Source organism: Brevibacterium picturae (assembly GCF_030453725.1).
Lineage (GTDB): Bacteria > Actinomycetota > Actinomycetes > Actinomycetales > Brevibacteriaceae > Brevibacterium > Brevibacterium sandarakinum_A.
On sequence record NZ_JAKDJU010000068.1, the window covers coordinates 1 to 15,629 of the forward strand.

The following is a 15,629-nucleotide window of genomic DNA, read 5'->3' on the forward strand; positions in this document are numbered from 1 at the left end:
TCCGCTCGTCCGGGGCCTCTGTGGGATCGTCCGTCGGTGCCCCTGTGGGATCGTCCGTCGGTGCCCCTGTGGGATCGTCGGTCGGTGTTTCCGTCGGAGGATCCGTCGGTGGCGTGGTCGGAGGATCGGTCGGTGCGGGTGCCTCGCTGAGGTCGTAGCCGAGGGTGTGCACCGCATAGCCGATGGCCGGAGCGAAGATGTCGATGGACTCCTTGCTCACGTTCTCGATCGTGTCGGTGGGCTGGTGATAGTTGGTGTCGTGCTTCTCTCCGACGGTTCCACCGAACCATTCGGCCTCCTGCTCGGTCTTCGTTCCATCAGCGCCGGAGAACAGTCCGCTGGCGGGGATGCCGGCGAGCATGAACGCCTGGTAATCGGAGCGGCCGGAGAATTCGGTGCCGATGTTCTTCTGATCCTGGGTGTCGAAGTAGTCGGTGAAGACCTTCTCGAGCTCCGTCGAACCCTCGGGCACGTTGACGCCGTCCGGAATCGGCACGTCGGAACCGTCCGAGTCGAGGGTGCCGACGATGTAGTTGTCGGATCCGATCATGTCGAAGTTCATGTATGACTTGACCTTCGAGACCTCTGATTCGCTGAGGCTCTCCACGTAATGGGTCGAACCGACGAGCCCGACCTCTTCTGCGCCCCACCAGCCGAAGCGGATGGCGTTGTCGTTCTCGGTCGGCTGTTCGGCCAGGGCCTCGGCGCTGGCCAGCAGCGCGGCTGAGCCGGAACCGTTGTCGTTGACGCCCGGTCCTTCGGGGACACCGTCGAGGTGAGCGCCGAACATCTGGACGTTGTCGTGGTCGCCGGCCTTGGTCTCGGCGATGACGTTCCAGGTCGTCGAGGTGGTGTATTCGGTCTCGAGGGTGAAGTCTGCCAGCAGCGGCTCGCCCTCGGCGGCACCTTCGATCTTGGTCAGCAGATCGTTGCCGATGTTGTAGCTGGTGCCGACGGTGGGCGCACCGTTCTCGACGCGTTCGCCGAGGGTGGCGTTGAGGGTCTCATCGGGTGCGGAGGTGTCGTTGTTGTAGAGGATGACCGCTGCGGCTCCGGCATCGGTGGCCGCCTGGGTCTTCTCTCCGAAGGAACAGGACCCGCGTGCGACGAGGACGAGTGCGCCCTCGGCACTGTCATCGAAGTCGCTGGCCGCACAGCCGAGCTGACCGCCGGCCAGGTCGCTGTAGTCGTCATCGACCGGCAGCGCCACCGGCAGGTCCGCCAGCGGCTCTTCGGTGCCCTCGGTGTAGCTGGCCGGGGTGACCTCGAGCTCCTCGCCGTCAACGCTGACAGCGACCTCGCCGAACGTCTGGTCCTCGACCTCGAAGGCCTGTCGTTCGACGTCGAAGGCGCCGGTGGCCTCAAGCGTCTGTTCGACGTATTCAACGGCCTCTTCGTAGCCGGGAGTCCCCAATGCCCGGAAGCCCTCATCCGAATGAGAGGTCGAGATATCGGAGATCTCCTGCAGATGTTCCATCACGGCGTCGCCCGTGACGCCCATATCGGTGTGCTCGGTCGGGCCCGCGTTTCCGGTCGCCAGTGCCGGACTGAATCCGCCCAGAGCCAGGCCGGTGGCAGCGGTGACCGCCAACCATGTTTTGGTGCGTAACTTCATAGAGTTCCTTTCACTCCTCAGGTGCCAGACGAACCATGACTGTTCTGCGCACACGCCTGCGAGCGGGCATCTCTGACCGCGCTCGGCCATCGACCGAACCTCACCCACAGGTCATCGCAGCACACGAACAGTTGAGCGCGAACCGGAGGCACCGACGCCGCCAGAATTCACAGCAGCAGCGGTGCCAGGCTGTCGAGCTCAAGGGGAAGCTTGATTCTCGCGTTTCGCAATGTCTTCGCCATTGGTAACGAAATACGTACATCTATAACAAAACGGTGACACAACTCACATTGAGCTTTAATCTAGTTCATCACCCGGGGGTTTGAGGTAACGAAACAATAACAACCGATACTTTGTCGATTGCGCAAGTGTTGAATTCAATCGCCTACTCACAGTAGAATCCGACCAGTGATGAACAACGAATCAACGGTCCCCGACGAGCCGCATGAGCCCGATCGCAGGACGATCAGACGATGGCAGAGATACCTTGCCAACGAGCGGCTCGAGGAGCGCGTCTACCGCGATCTGGCCGAGCGGCGCTCCGGCGAGGATCGCGAGATCCTCCTCGCTCTGGCCACCGCCGAATCCCGACATCAGGAGCATTGGATCGACCTCCTCGGCGAGCATGCCGAGAAGAAGCGCGCCCCCGATCTGATCACCCTGAGCCTCGCGTTCCTGGGCCGGCTGTTCGGATCGGTCTTCGTCCTCGCTCTGGCTCAGCAGTCGGAGACCAGCTCTCCCTATGACGACGACGAGGCGGCATCGGCGGAGATGGCCGCCGACGAACGGATCCACGCCGAGGTCGTCCGCGCTCTCGCTGCCCGCTCCCGCGCCCGCCTGTCCGGCAATTTCCGCGCCGCGGTCTTCGGCGCAAACGACGGACTCGTGTCGAATCTCGCGCTCGTCCTCGGGGTCGGAGCCGCGGGCGTGGGCAACCATGTCATCCTGCTCACCGGCATCTCCGGCCTGCTCGCCGGAGCCCTGTCGATGGGCGCCGGAGAGTACATCTCCGTGCGGTCACAGCGCGAGCTCCTCGATGCCTCGACTCCCGATCCCGAATCACGCCATGCGCTGGCCGATCTCAACATCGACGCCAATGAGCTCGCGCTCGTCTTCCGGGCCAGGGGCATGGACTCGCCCGAGGCCGACGCTCGGGCGCACAAGACGATCGCCGCGGCCAAGAATCAGAAGGCACCGCAGCTGCCCGCCCTTGATTCGGGCGTCGACCGCGACGAGTTGGGAACCGGTCTGGGCGCTGCGCTGTCGAGCTTCGGCTTCTTCTCCTCGGGCGCGCTCATCCCGATCCTCCCCTACATCGTCGGCATGTCGGGTCTGCCCGCCGTGGTCCTCTCGGCCGGACTCGTCGGCATCGCGCTCCTCTTCACCGGCGGCACCGTCGGCCTGCTCTCCGGCACCGCCCCGGGGCCACGTGCGCTGCGCCAGCTTGCGATCGGATTCGGTGCGGCGGCCGTGACCTACCTGCTCGGCCTCCTCTTCGGCGTCAGCACCGGCTGATCGACGCTGCCGCCCGATCGGCACCCTGCGGCCCTGCTGCCGCCCTGAAGAGAACCTAGACTGTCTGTATGACAGAAACTCTTGTCCTCATCGACCCTGCCGCGTCCACCGTCGAGGTGTCTGACCTCGGCGCACCGCAGCTGCCCGTCACGGATCTGTCGGCCCATCGCGGGGACGGCATCTTCGAAACCGTTCTCGTCGGCCTCGGCGACTCGGACGTGACCGTGGTGAATCGGGATCGCCACTTCGCACGGTTCCGCTCATCCGCCTCGGCGCTGGGCCTGCCCGATCCGGACCCGGAACTGTGGGACCGAGCCCTGGAGGCCGTGATCGCCGAGGTGCGCGCCGCCGACCCGTCCATCACCGAGTTCGGCGTCCGCTACGCGCTGTCACGCGGAACCCAGAACCCGGACGGAAGCCAGAGCCCGCGGGGGTGGGCCTTCAACGTCCCCGTCGACGAGAAGATCACGCGAGCACGAGGTGAGGGCATCAGCGCCGTCAGCCTCGATCGTGGATACGACGCCTACCTCGGAAGCAAGGCGCCCTGGCTGCTCATCGGAGCCAAGACACTGTCCTATGCGGTCAACCAGGCCGCCGGCCGGTACGCGGCGGAGCAGGGCGCCGATGAGGCCCTGTTCGTCTCCCATGACGGCATCGTCCTCGAAGGCCCGACATCCAACCTCATCATTCGCCGAGGCGATCGCCTCCTCACGCCCGCCCCGGAGGCGGGCCTGCTCTCGGGCACGACCCAGCGCCTGATCTTCGACCATGCCAGAGAGCTCGGGCTCAGTGCCGAATATGCGGACTTCGGCCTGAGCGAGGTCATCGATGCCGACGGCGCGTGGTACGTGTCCTCAATGCGCACGGCCGTGACGCTGAACCAGCTGGACGGGAACCCGATCAAGCGGGATGAGGATCTGACAGCGCGGCTTCAGACGCTGATCACGGCCGGCTGACGCCATCGGTGTATCCGGCCTCAGAACCTGGCGCCGAGGCTTTCGCCCCACGGCGGTCCGCGGCGGGACGATATGTCGGCACGATCACCGTGAGAACCAGCGCGAGTATGCACGCCCCGCACCCGATGAACCACAGGATCCAGAAGATGTCGGCGAGCAGGGGGAAGAGACCCAGGAAGAAGCTCAGCGCGCTGAGGACGAACAGCCCGGTGACGACCGTGACTTTCCATTTGCTGAGCATTCCTGCTCCCCTCGTGCGCTGATGCCTCAATCTATCGGTCATTCGGGCACCACGCATCCCTCGAAAGTATGAACTTCTGCCACCTGCGTACGAGGGCGTCTCCTGCGCTAGTGTGGTCCCGTACGGATTCGCTACCCAGCGACATCTGCGCGGCGCAACATCGTCGCAGGCACAACGTCTAACGAAAGGACACGAGCATGGGAAAGCTCGCTTGGCAGGTCATCGGCGTCGGAGCGCCCATTGCGGCAACCTTCGTGGCTCGCAAGGCGTTGACCTTCGTATGGGAGAAGTCGACCAAACGCCCCGCACCGAACAACCCCGTCGATGACGACATCTCGATGTCCGAGGCTCTGGCCTGGACCATCGTCTCGGGTGTCGGCGTCGCCGTGGCGCGGCTCGTCGCTCAGCGGATTGCCGCCACCACCGTTCGCAACGGATTCGGAGACGAGGCTCTGCCCAAGAAGTTCCGCAAGCCGCTCGAAGAAGACGCCGACTGAACGCTCAACCGCAGAGTCGGTCCGCTCAACCGTAGAGTCGGTCGAAGATCCCGGCCAGGTCCGCAACAGCGATCTGGCCGGGTGCCGACGACTGAGCCAGCTGCGCGAACGACGCGCAGCTGCCGAAATCGCCGCCCATGACCCGGCTGGTTCTGCCCAACCGACCCATGGAGATTCCGAGCACGGGAATCCCCGCGGTCTCATCCGCCTGCGCGGTGGCCCGCAGCAGGTCCGCAACATCGGCATGAGTCTGCGGCATCATGGCAATCTTCGCCACATCTGCACCACTGTCGAACATTGTGGCGAACGTGGCCACCATCGACTCTGTCGAGTCCGTCCCGGCGAAGTTGTGGTGTGAAGCCACCACCGACATGCCATGGTTGTGCGCCGTGTCGATGAGGTCGGCGGCCTGGCTGCGCTCGATCTCGACATCGAGCGCCCACGTTGTTGCCGTGGTGGCCGGCGTTGCCGTGGTGGCCGTTGCCGTGGTGGCCGATCTTGCCGTGGCGGTCGGCGTTACCGTGGTGGCCGGTGCCGGCGGCCCGGACAGTCCGGTGATGATCGCCGTGAGGATCGCCGTGTAGTCCCTTTCGCTCACGTCCGCGGCTCCACCTTCGAACCCCGTCCGCAGCGTGATGAGAACCGGAAGCCCCGCCCCGGTGACGTGCACGGCCAGGCCCAGAACCGCCTCGGCGGATTCAGCAGCGTCGGAACCCCCGCTCTCCTCATCCGCGATACTCGCGATCACGGGATCGATGCGCCATTCGATGACGTCGACGACTCCGGTCTCGGCGATGGCGCTGCACTGCCGTGCGATCTCCTCGGGCGAGGTCACCTGGACGGGAACGATGATGGCCGGGCGCCGCGGATCGACCACCGCAGGAGTCGCCGCCCGGATCGCAGCCGAGACGGACGAATCGTCGGCGCCCGGGAAGTCTGCGGCATCATTGAGGAACGGCAATTGCTTCATGACCCCAGCCTAAGTGCTGGGGCCGGCGTACCAGCGAAGAGGAACAGCACGTGGAGACCAGGGACCAGCTCACCATCACCACCCGAGACGGATTTCCGCTCGCGATCCAGGTCAGCGGCCCTCCGGAGGCGCCGGCTCTGCTTCTCCTCCAAGGACAGGCCAACTCCCACGAATGGTGGGCCGAACTGCGCTCGGACTTCGAACCGCAGTTTCGCACAATCACCTTCGACTACCGCGGCACCGGCGGCAGTCGGGGCGAACTGACCGAGCTCTCGACTGCGAGCTTCGCCGCCGATGCCGCCGAGGTACTCGACCACTTGGGCATCACTCGCGCTGGAGTCTACGGAACGTCGATGGGCGGTCGCATCGCTCAGATGCTGGCGTTGGATTTCCCCGACCGCGTCGCTGCCCTGGTCCTGGGGTGCACCACGCCGGGCGGACCGAAGTCCGTCAGACGCCCGCGTGAAGTGGGCCAGTCCTTGGCCCGCCTCCGCGGTCGCGAACACACCCAGTACCTGTTCTCGCTGTTCTACACCCCGAACTGGACTGTGGCCCCGAGGTACAGCAAACTGCTCGGCGATGACACGATGACCACCCAGGAGTCTGCGGCTCACCTGCGCATCAGCGCCGGCCACGATGCCTGGGAACGACTACCGGAGGTCGCGGCACCGACGCTCATCGTCCACGGCGACGATGACCTCATGAATCCCGTCGAGAACGCCGGCCTGCTGCATGAGCGCATCCCGGACTCCCGGATCATCATCTGCCCTGGCGGTCGGCATGGCTTCTTCGAAGAGTTCGCCGAGGCGGTCACCCCCGAGATCATCGGCTTCCTGCACGACGTTTCCTGAGTACCGCCTCCTGGACTCCGCCGCATGTCCTCGACAAGCGGGCCGGAGCGATCAGCATCAAGAACCCACATAATGTAACAAAACAGATAAGGTCATACCCATCTGCCTCAACCATAGTTTGTAACAATCAAGTAACACATAGTTCTGCATCATTCCAGGTCAGAAGGCCAATCTAGCCAGAAACCCCGCGATGTCTCGACATGACTCATGGCGTAATCGCTGAACAAATCTACAATGAGAAGTGAGATATCCGTGTGCGGTGAGGCGAGTGTGCGATCGACCCTGTTCGGATCGACAGCCACCGCCGGATCGCAGAATCGGGGGTGAAGCCTCTCGTTCTTGCGGAGGGTCAAGAATGTAAGGAGGAAGCACGTGAGCGTTGTCAAAGCATCAAACGTTTACAAGGTCTTCGGCAAACGCCAGAAGGAAGTCGTCAAACGCCTCGAAGAAGGTGCAGATCGCGACGAACTCACCAAACTCGGAACAGCGGCAGTCATCGATGCCAGCTTCGAGGTCGAAGCGGGTGAGATCTTCGTCGTCATGGGCCTTTCCGGTTCAGGCAAGTCGACTCTGATCCGTACGCTTAACGGGCTGTGGTCAACCACCACGGGATCCGTCGAAATCTTGGGCACCGATATCTCCAAGATCGATGCGGCAGCTCTACGCAAGGTGCGCAGCGAGCATGCTTCGATGGTATTCCAGCATTTCGCATTGCTCCCGCACCGGACGGTGCGCGATAACGCCGCCTATGCCCTCGAGGTCCGTGGGACAGCAAAGGCTGAGCGGGATATCGTCGCAGACCGTTGGCTCAAGGCTGTCGGACTTGACGGTTGGGGAGACAAATTCCCCGAACAGCTCTCCGGCGGCATGCAACAGCGGGTGGGACTCGCACGTGCCTTCGCCGCCGAAACCGATATCCTGCTCATGGACGAGGCGTTTTCCGCACTGGATCCGCTCATCCGCCGCGAGATGCAGGAACAGCTCGTCGAACTCCAGGGCGAACTCAAGAAGACCATCATCTTCATCACCCACGACCTCAATGAGGCTATGTTCCTCGGCGATCGGATTGCGGTCATGCGCAACGGGCGCATCGTCCAAGTCGGGACTCCCGAGGAGATCCTCACCGATCCTGCCAATGACTACGTGGCCCAGTTCGTCCACGATGTCGATCGTGCCCGCGTTCTCACAGCGAGCAACGTGATGGAGAAGTCACGACAGGTTGTCACGAACCAGAACGGGCCCCGAGTCGCGTTGCGGAACATGCGTGAGAGCAACGCTTCGGCAGTCCACGTCACCGACCGTCACCGCAAATACCTCGGCGTCGTCAACGACCGTGACTGCATCGATCATCTCCGCACCGGCGCGAGCACCCTGGATGAGATCATCAAGCCGGTGGTGAGCCCCGCCTCGCCCGACGACCTTCTCATCGATCTCTTCCTGCCGTCTTCGGAGACACCCCTACCGGTTCCTGTGACCGACGACGAAGAACAGCTCGTCGGCGTCGTGCCCCGAGCGACACTGCTGGCCGCGCTGGGCAATCAGAACGGCAACGACGAACAGGCAGAGGGAGACTCGACCGTGGAGTGGGGGCCTCCGGTGGACACGGGAGTCATCGACCAGCTGCTCGCAGAGACTGGTGATGCTTCAGAAGCCGAAGCAGCAAGCAGGAAGGGCAGCCTCTGATGGAGAACATCCGAATCCCGGTAGGAGCCTGGGTCGATACCGTCTTCGACTGGCTGAAGGAGAACGCCTCCTGGTTCTTCGACTTCATCACCTTCCTCTTCAATTTCCTCATCGATACGCTCACCGAAGTGCTCGTCGACCTTCATCCGCTGGTCATCATGGTCATTTTGGCCCTGCTCGGCTGGGTCTTTCGCTCCTGGCAAATGGCGGTGGGCACGTTGGTCGGTATGTTCTTCATCATGACCATGGGCCAGTGGGTGCCGTCGATGCAGACTCTTGCGCTGATCATCATCGCGGCCGTCATCGCGATCATCATTGCGATTCCGACAGGAATCCTGGCTGCGAGGAACGACACGGCCTCGGCGATCATCCGCCCCGTCCTCGACTTCATGCAGACCATGCCGGCCTTCGTCTACCTCATCCCCGCTGTCACGTTCTTCAGCATCGGCGTCGTTCCCGGCCTCGTATCGACCGTCATCTTCGCGCTGCCTCCAGGAGTGAGGTTCACCGAGCTCGGCATCCGCGGCGTCGACTCGGAGACTGTTGAAGCAGGTCAGTCCTTCGGAGCTACTCCAGGGCAGATCCTGCGAGGCGTCCAACTGCCCCTGGCCACGCCGACGATCATGGCCGGCATCAACCAGGTCATCATGCTGGCTCTGGCCATGGCCGTCATCGCCGGCATCGTCGGTGCCGACGGACTCGGCAAGAATGTCGTCGAAGCGGTCGCCACCCAGAACCTGCCCCTCGGCGTCGAGGCCGGTCTCGGTGTCGTTGTCATCGCGGTCTATCTCGATCGTGTGACAGCCGCCCTGGGCAATGCGAAGGACTACCCGAAATCGCTCGTCGCCACGATCCGCAAGCGCAACGCCAAGGCCAAGTCTGCGGCCGCGACCGCGAAGGCCGATGCGAATGCCTAAGCGCTCAGAGCAACCACAGACAAGCAGAAGTCGAGTACTCGAGAAAAGGAGCACACAATGAAGAGAAGATTCCTCACCACATTCGTCGCAGGAGTGGCAGCGCTGGGACTGGCCCTGACCGGCTGTTCTCAGCAAGCCGCAGAGGATGACGGCGGCAGCGGCGGAGACAAGGGCGATATCAAGCTCGGCTATGTCACCGGCTGGACCGACGGTCAGAGCATATCCCTGCTGCTCGAAGACCAGCTCGGAAAGATGGGCTACAACGTCGAAACAGAGACGTTCAGCGAGGCCGCCGTTCTCTACGCCGGTGTCGCCAACGGCGACGTCGACATGTACCCCTCGTCGTGGCCTGAGGTCACGCACAAACAGTACATGGACGAGTACGGCGACAAGCTCGAGGATGTCGGCGCGTACTACGACAACGCGGTGCTCACCATTGCGGTGCCGAAGTACATGGACGACATCAACTCGATCGAGGACCTCAAAGGCAAGGGCAAGGACTTCGGCGGAGAGATCATCGGCATCGAGCCCGGCGCCGGTCTGACCGCTGCCACTGAGAAGATGATCCCCGAGTACGGCTTGGACGATGAGTACAAACTCGTCACCTCGTCAACGGCAGCGATGCTCACCGAACTCGGCAACGCCACCGATGCCGAAGAGGACATCGTCGTCACGCTGTGGCGTCCGTTCTGGGCCAACAACGCCTACCCGGTCAAGGACCTCGAGGATCCCGAGGGTGCCATGGGTGAAGCTGAGAAGCTGCACTTCACAGCAACTAAGGGATTCAGCGATGAATTCGGCGACGCCGCTGACTACATCAGCAAGATCAAACTCGATGACAAGCAGTACGGTGACCTCGAAGACCTCGTCGTCAACGAATACGAGGACGAGGGCGAAAAGGCCATCACCGAGTGGCTGAAGCAGAACCCGGACGCCTACGAGGGTGAGCTCACCGGCGAAGAGAAGTAGTCCGAGCTTTGGGAACTCAATTCTGAATTCCTGAGCCCGTGCAGAAGGCCCTCCATCTTGCGGGATGGAGGGCCTTCTACATCGTGCCGAGCAATCAGTGTGCCGTGGACGCAAACAGCACACTACGGCCGCTGCACAGATGCGATAGCTTTGCCCTGAGAGAGGAGACACACGATCATGAGTTCGCATGATTTCCACGACGAACTTGCCGAGCATGACTTCTCCCGGGCCGCAATGGACACACCAGTCGGCCCCATCGCAGTGACCAGCAACGGGCAGTCCATCATCCGTGTCGAGTGGCCAGAACCCGACGAGGCCACCGACGACAGTACGGATCAGTCCGATACGGGCATCCATCAAAGCACGGGCGCCTCTGACCTTCTTATTGCTGAAGCGCTGCAGCAGCTTCGAGCCTACTTCGACGGCACCCTCACCACCTTCGATCTGCCTCTGGACTTAGGTCCAGTCTCCGCGACCGCGCGAACGGTCCTCACCACTCTCAACGAGACGGTCTCGCCGGGCACCACCATCACCTACGGCGAACTCGCCCGGCGCAGCGGAACCGGCATCCACGCACGAGGAATCGGCGGCATCATGGGAATGAACCCTCTGCCGTTGGTCATCGCCTGCCATCGTGTCGTTGCCAGCGACAGTCTGGGCGGGTATTCCGGCGGGCGCCGAGGCACGGCATTGGAGACGAAGCGCTGGCTGCTCGAGTTCGAGGACGCCCTTCCCCCAGCACTGTTCTGAGTCACCCCTCGAAGAGGCTCTGCCCGATGTATTCCCCTTCCTTGATTCCCGGCGGGATCGCCCACACCGTCGACCCGATCGGCGTGGTCCACTCATTGAGCAGATCCACCTCGGCGAGGCGGCGTTGGATCGGCAGGAACTGCCGGTCGATATCGGCCTGGAACGAGGCGAACATCAGTCCGGCCTCCTCCCCTGCTCCGGTTCCGTAGTTGAACGTGCGTCGGTGGATCTGTGTCTCGGGACCGAAACCGTCCCGGGCCCGGGCCACGTGCGAGGCCGCCGAGATCTTCGTCAGCCCGCGCTTGTCGACCGCGTCGAAGTCGGGGACGTCGAACTCGTCCTCACCCGACAGCGGTGCGCCCGTGTCGAGCGTTCGCCCGGTCGCGAATTCGCGGGCCGGCCGATCGGCCTTGTCCCAGGTGTCGAGGTTCATTGCAATGTCACGCAGCACCAAGGTCGTTCCCCCGCGCATCCACTCTGGCAGATGCGCGCCGAGGTCGTCCGGCGGTTGTCCGCGCGCGGAGAAGACCGGATCTGCTTGTCGGGCGCCCTGTCCCCAGATGATGCGCGCGAAGTCCTCGGACCCGGGCCCGGGATTGGCCGTCCCGTCCAACTGTCCGAAGAGGTTCCGCTGGGTCTGTCCCTCCCCCTGACTGCCATAGGAACGGCGAAACCCGTCTCTCTGCCAGGCCACCTCGGCGAAGTTTCGGGAATCTTTGAACAGCATTCGCCGGGCATGCGCCAAGGTCAGCGGATCGTCGCCGCAGATCTGCAGGAGCAGATCCCCGGTGCACCGGCCGGGATCAAGGCCATCGATCGGGAACTTCTCCAGCGGGGCCAACCATGTCGGCACTGATTGCTCACCCGCCAGCTCAACGAGCCCGGACCCGAATCCGAATGTGACGGTCAGGCGCGCCGGCTCGTGGGCGAGTTCGGGTTCGGAGTCGGCCAGCGGCCCGCTGCCCTGAGTCAGGGCGGCGGCATCGGCGGTGAGCAGCCTCAGCCAGCGCGTCACATCTGCGGCCTTGATGCCCGGTTTCAGCCTCAGCGCCAGGAAGTGCGCATGCGCCTGGGGTGGGGTTTCGACCCCGGCCTGATGAGGGGCGTAGAACGGTTCTGTCACCGGCCCGTTGGCTCCGTTGAGATCTCGTGAGGGTGTGGCCTCGGCGCGACCTGCTCCACCGCCTCGGCCCGCTCCGAAGCCCGCGACGGCGCCGACGACTCCTGTTCCGCCGGCCGCGGCCGCCGACGCGATCAGGTGTCGGCGGCTGAAGCCATGCTTGCGGGAAGAGGTGTCTCTGGGCTCGGGCTCAGTGGTCACCGCTGTCCCCATGATCCATCTCGTCGTGGTCCATGTCCTTGTGGTCGGCCCCGGCGCCGTCATCATCGGCCTCACCCGGGGCATAGTTCTCCTGTGCCCCGGAGTAGTCCTTGGCGATGGCAGTCACCGAGACGGTCTGATCGTCGCCGGTGACAAGTTCCAGCGAGATCTCCTCGCCGGGTTTGATAGGCCTCTTCAGCCCCATGACCATGATGTGTTCCCCGCCGGGTTTGAGGCTCAGCGACTCGCCCGCCGGGACCGTGAAGCCGCCCTTCTTCTCCTGCATCGACATGCCTCCGGAGCTGTCTTCCAGCGTTTCATGGAGTTGGACCTCATCGGCGTCATCGTATTCGGCCCCGACGATGGTGATGTCCTTGTCGCTGCTGTTCTTCAGTTCGCCGAAGACCGCGGTCATGCCCTCGTCGGCGGCTTTGACCCAGGCATTGTCGAGGCTCAGGGAGTCGACGCTGACCTGGGACCTGCTGGCCGTCTCTTCGGGTTCGCTCGCCTGGCTCTGGCCGCAGGCACTGAGCCCGATCATGGCGGCTACGGACAGGGTGACCATCAGGGTGGTGTTCTTTCGCATTTTGTCTGCACTTTCAGTGTGTCGGTGCAGGCGGACACGATCGTCGACGGTTCGTCGACGACGGTGTTCGGCTGTCACCGATGATGTATGGGCGCGGCGGTGAATCCGCCAAGGGTCGGCGGTGTATCCGCCGCTGGTGAAGTTCTGCGTTCAGACGAGTGCGGGCGGTCCGCGTCGGTAGTTGGGGCCGACGACGGCGGAGGTGATGGCCTGAGGCAGGTGGAACTCGCCCTGGACGAGCCGGGCAGGGAATTCTGCCAGGACCCCGACCGCCTCGGCGAGCGACCGGAGTGCGGTGGCTATCGGCCCCAGCGCCAGCTGCAGAATGGTGAGAATGATGTCTTCGCCGCGTTTGAGGATCACTGCGGTGACGATGACCGCGGCGGCGTGGGCGGCCACCATGGCCAGACTCGCACTCGAGCCGTCACCGGCCATGTGCGACATCGGATGGGACATCGTCGTGGTCTGGCCCAGGTCCAAGGTGCCGGTCCCGTGATTCATGTGCTGGTGGCCCATGGCCATTCCGGTCGCCGAGGCAACGGTGGAGGCAGGTGCTGCGGTGAACCAGCCCATCGACAGGTGCATGAGGATCTGGCCCAGACCGAGCAGCGATCCCAGAGCCAGATACCCGAGGCGCCTGCCGGCGAGGATCATTGCGGCCCACAGGACGATGACGAAGACGATCGAGATGCCGAGGAGAGACGCCGTGCCGCCGGCGCCGACGTGCATGAGCACAGCCAGCAAGGTCGTCATGAGCGCGGCGAAGAGAGCACGTACCGACTTGTTCGATCCGGTCATGGCCCTCCTCTCAATGGGCTGCCCGCACGCATGGCATCATGGTCGAGCCTCAAGGAACTCAAATCTTCTACTCAGTGTAGAACCATGATGGCGCGGACGCCACAACGCCACTCACTCATTGCCGAACGAACTACATCCTCAGCCAGGTATCAGCGGTCTTCTTCACCATGGCTCCGGCCTCTTCGGCCGCACCCAGCCAGGTCACCGGCTGACCGTCGGGGTCGATCACTGCGTCGGAGAGGACGATGACGTCGAAGTTGCAGACCAGTGCTGCCATCGCCGAGGCCCGCACGGATCCCGGCACGTCACCGGCACCAGCGGTACCTGGTGCACCGGCGAGGTCAGAGTCGTCCGCACCGCCCTGAGTGTCCTCGCCGTCGGCGTCTCCGCCGGTGATGTCCCCACCGGCGATGACGATGCGATCAATGGCCATGTCGTGGAGGCCCGGGGCCAGATCGCTGATGCCTTCGAAGACGTCGGGGCTCTCGGAGCGCAACACGAGATCCTCCTCGTCGGGCACGAAAATGGACAGTTCCTCATCGTCGATGTCGTCGAGGCCATCCGTCGTCGAGGCGAAGATGAGCACACCGCCGACCGCGCGAGTGCGGCCGACGATGTCGACTAAGATCTCGGCGTTCTCGTCGGAGGTGTAGCTGGCGTCGTCGGTGTCGATGAGAAGCAGGGCATCCATGTCTCCTATCGTGCCATGTTCTCAGCCCGGATGCTCATGTCCGCGTTCAGCAGCAGATACTCCGCAGGCTGTCCGACTCGCAGCAGACTGTGCTCGTCAGCGGCGATGAGTCCCAGTGCCCGCAACGGCACCAGACTCGCAGCCTGAACCGCCTCAAGCGGGCTCATGCCCACCTCGGCCACCGCTGCCATCACCGCATGATCCATGGTCAGGGTCGAGCCGGCGATGGAACCGGTCGAACCGTCCTCGTTCAGCAGTCGTGCCACGGAATCCTCCACCTGCACCGGCAGGGTCCCGAGCATGTAACGCCCGTCGGCCATGCCCGTCGCGGCCATGGCATCGGTGATCAGCGCGACCCTCCCGGGTGCCAGGTTCGCCAGCATCCGTGCTGGAGCGGGCACCACATGCACACCGTCGTTGATGAGTTCGAGCGTGACGTGTCCCGCCTCGACGGCGGCGAGGATCGGACCGGGTGCTCGGTGGTGGATTCCCGGCATCGCATTGAACGTGTGGGTGAGGATGCTCGCCCCCGCGTCGAAGGCGCGCGCCGCTTCCTCGTACCCGGCCGCGGTGTGCCCGATGGCCACGCTCACCCCCGCCGAGGCGAACCGTGAGATCGCCTCGAATGCACCCGGCAGTTCAGGGGCGATCGTGATCTGGGCCAGCGCCCCGTCGGCGGCGGCGAGGATCGATTCGACGGCCTCGGGTGTGGGTGCGGTGAGCACCTCGGGTGCGTGCGCGCCCTTGAAATCCGGAGACAGAAAGGGTCCTTCGGCATGCAGACCGAGCACATTCGGATTGTCTCGGACGAGTCCGGCTCCGGCGGACAGGGAGTCGCAGAGACCTTCGATGGTGTCCGAGACGAAGGACAGGGCGAGCGCCCGGGTTCCGTGCCGGTGGTGGACGTCGAGCACCTCGGCGAGTCCGGCTTCCCCGTCCTCGGCGCTGGAGCCGCCGGCCCCGTGGCAATGGATGTCGACATAGGCGGGGGACAGGTACGCGCCCTCGGCGTCAATGACCTGTGTCCTCGCCGAGGCGGCCAGACCCTGCCAGCCCGCACCGCGACCGCGTGCGATGACAGTTCCCCCCGCCTCGGCGAGCCAGTCATCGGCGAGCTCCGCGGTGAAGCTGCGCGGGTCGCCGTCAAGGATGACAGCGTGATGGATGATCGTGTCCGCGGGCGCCGTGTCCGCAGCCGTCGTGCCCGCAGCCTTCGTGTCCGCAGGCGGGCGAGTGTGCTCAGTGGTCATCATGGCGGCTCCGTCTTCA

The 15,629-nt window shown here is 64.0% G+C and carries 16 protein-coding genes; 8 read left to right on the plus strand and 8 right to left on the minus strand.

The genetic code is table 11. The annotated features are described in order from the left end of the window. Window positions 1-1,615, minus strand: a 1,615-nt coding sequence (locus tag L0G76_RS08595; protein ID WP_304356881.1) for a M28 family peptidase, incomplete at its 3' end; no start/stop codon positions are given. A 411-nt stretch (window positions 1,616-2,026) separates the two neighbouring features. Here L0G76_RS08595 and L0G76_RS08600 point away from each other — a divergent pair. Then, a complete protein-coding gene (locus tag L0G76_RS08600) occupies window positions 2,027-3,130 on the plus strand; it encodes a VIT1/CCC1 transporter family protein (RefSeq protein WP_304356882.1) in 1,104 nt (367 codons plus the stop codon). Window positions 3,131-3,198: 68 nt separating this feature from the next. Continuing rightward, window positions 3,199-4,086, plus strand: a complete 888-nt coding sequence (locus L0G76_RS08605) for an aminotransferase class IV (protein WP_304356883.1) — start codon at window positions 3,199-3,201, stop codon at window positions 4,084-4,086. On the opposite strand, the gene L0G76_RS08610 is transcribed toward L0G76_RS08605, so the two are convergent. Then, window positions 4,073-4,369, minus strand: a complete 297-nt coding sequence (locus tag L0G76_RS08610) for a hypothetical protein (protein WP_304356884.1) — start codon at window positions 4,367-4,369, stop codon at window positions 4,073-4,075. The genes L0G76_RS08605 and L0G76_RS08610 overlap by 14 nt on opposite strands. 155 nt (window positions 4,370-4,524) lie before the next feature. Between L0G76_RS08610 and L0G76_RS08615 the strand changes: the two genes are divergently transcribed. Next, window positions 4,525-4,824 (plus strand): DUF4235 domain-containing protein, encoded by a 300-nt coding sequence (locus L0G76_RS08615; RefSeq protein ID WP_304356885.1) that lies wholly within the window; start codon window positions 4,525-4,527, stop codon window positions 4,822-4,824. Between the two features lie 25 nt (window positions 4,825-4,849). Here L0G76_RS08615 and L0G76_RS08620 read toward each other — a convergent pair whose 3' ends face one another. Beyond that, the gene (locus tag L0G76_RS08620; RefSeq protein ID WP_304356886.1) at window positions 4,850-5,794 is read right to left on the minus strand and encodes a type I 3-dehydroquinate dehydratase; all 945 of its coding nucleotides are present in this window, start codon (window positions 5,792-5,794) and stop codon (window positions 4,850-4,852) included. 50 nt (window positions 5,795-5,844) lie between these two features. On the opposite strand from L0G76_RS08620, the gene L0G76_RS08625 reads away from it, so the two are divergent. From L0G76_RS08625 to L0G76_RS08645, 5 genes are all read left to right on the plus strand, one after another. Next, window positions 5,845-6,645: an alpha/beta fold hydrolase gene (locus L0G76_RS08625; RefSeq protein ID WP_304356887.1), complete on the plus strand. Its 801-nt coding sequence runs from the start codon at window positions 5,845-5,847 to the stop codon at window positions 6,643-6,645. Between the two features lie 372 nt (window positions 6,646-7,017). Continuing rightward, window positions 7,018-8,328: a quaternary amine ABC transporter ATP-binding protein gene (locus tag L0G76_RS08630; protein WP_304356888.1), complete on the plus strand. Its 1,311-nt coding sequence runs from the start codon at window positions 7,018-7,020 to the stop codon at window positions 8,326-8,328. Then, window positions 8,328-9,245, plus strand: a complete 918-nt coding sequence (locus L0G76_RS08635; protein ID WP_304356889.1) for an ABC transporter permease — start codon at window positions 8,328-8,330, stop codon at window positions 9,243-9,245. Before L0G76_RS08630 ends, L0G76_RS08635 begins: the two co-directional genes overlap by 1 nt. Before the next feature lie 57 nt (window positions 9,246-9,302). Continuing rightward, entirely contained in the window at window positions 9,303-10,214 is a 912-nt protein-coding gene (locus tag L0G76_RS08640; protein ID WP_304356890.1) for a glycine betaine ABC transporter substrate-binding protein, read from the plus strand. Between the two features lie 177 nt (window positions 10,215-10,391). After that, window positions 10,392-10,964 carry a methylated-DNA--[protein]-cysteine S-methyltransferase gene (locus L0G76_RS08645; protein ID WP_304356891.1) on the plus strand — a complete coding sequence of 191 codons (573 nt, stop codon included), beginning with the start codon at window positions 10,392-10,394 and terminating at the stop codon, window positions 10,962-10,964. Between the two features lies 1 nt (window position 10,965). Here L0G76_RS08645 and L0G76_RS08650 read toward each other — a convergent pair whose 3' ends face one another. The 5 genes from L0G76_RS08650 to L0G76_RS08670 all read right to left on the minus strand — a co-directional run bounded on the left by L0G76_RS08650 (window position 10,966) and on the right by L0G76_RS08670 (window position 15,613). After that, window positions 10,966-12,285 carry a Dyp-type peroxidase gene (locus L0G76_RS08650; protein WP_304356892.1) on the minus strand — a complete coding sequence of 440 codons (1,320 nt, stop codon included), beginning with the start codon at window positions 12,283-12,285 and terminating at the stop codon, window positions 10,966-10,968. Beyond that, a complete protein-coding gene (locus L0G76_RS08655; RefSeq protein ID WP_304356893.1) occupies window positions 12,275-12,871 on the minus strand; it encodes a copper chaperone PCu(A)C in 597 nt (198 codons plus the stop codon). Before L0G76_RS08655 ends, L0G76_RS08650 begins: the two co-directional genes overlap by 11 nt. A gap of 150 nt (window positions 12,872-13,021) precedes the next feature. Then, on the minus strand, window positions 13,022-13,669 hold the full coding sequence (locus tag L0G76_RS08660) for a hypothetical protein (protein WP_304356894.1): 648 nt from the start codon (window positions 13,667-13,669) through the stop codon (window positions 13,022-13,024). A gap of 130 nt (window positions 13,670-13,799) precedes the next feature. Further along, window positions 13,800-14,360 (minus strand): ferredoxin reductase domain-containing protein, encoded by a 561-nt coding sequence (locus L0G76_RS08665; protein ID WP_304356895.1) that lies wholly within the window; start codon window positions 14,358-14,360, stop codon window positions 13,800-13,802. 5 nt (window positions 14,361-14,365) lie between these two features. Further along, window positions 14,366-15,613, minus strand: a complete 1,248-nt coding sequence (locus L0G76_RS08670; RefSeq protein WP_304356896.1) for an N-acetylglucosamine-6-phosphate deacetylase — start codon at window positions 15,611-15,613, stop codon at window positions 14,366-14,368. Window positions 15,614-15,629: the final 16 nt, after the last annotated feature.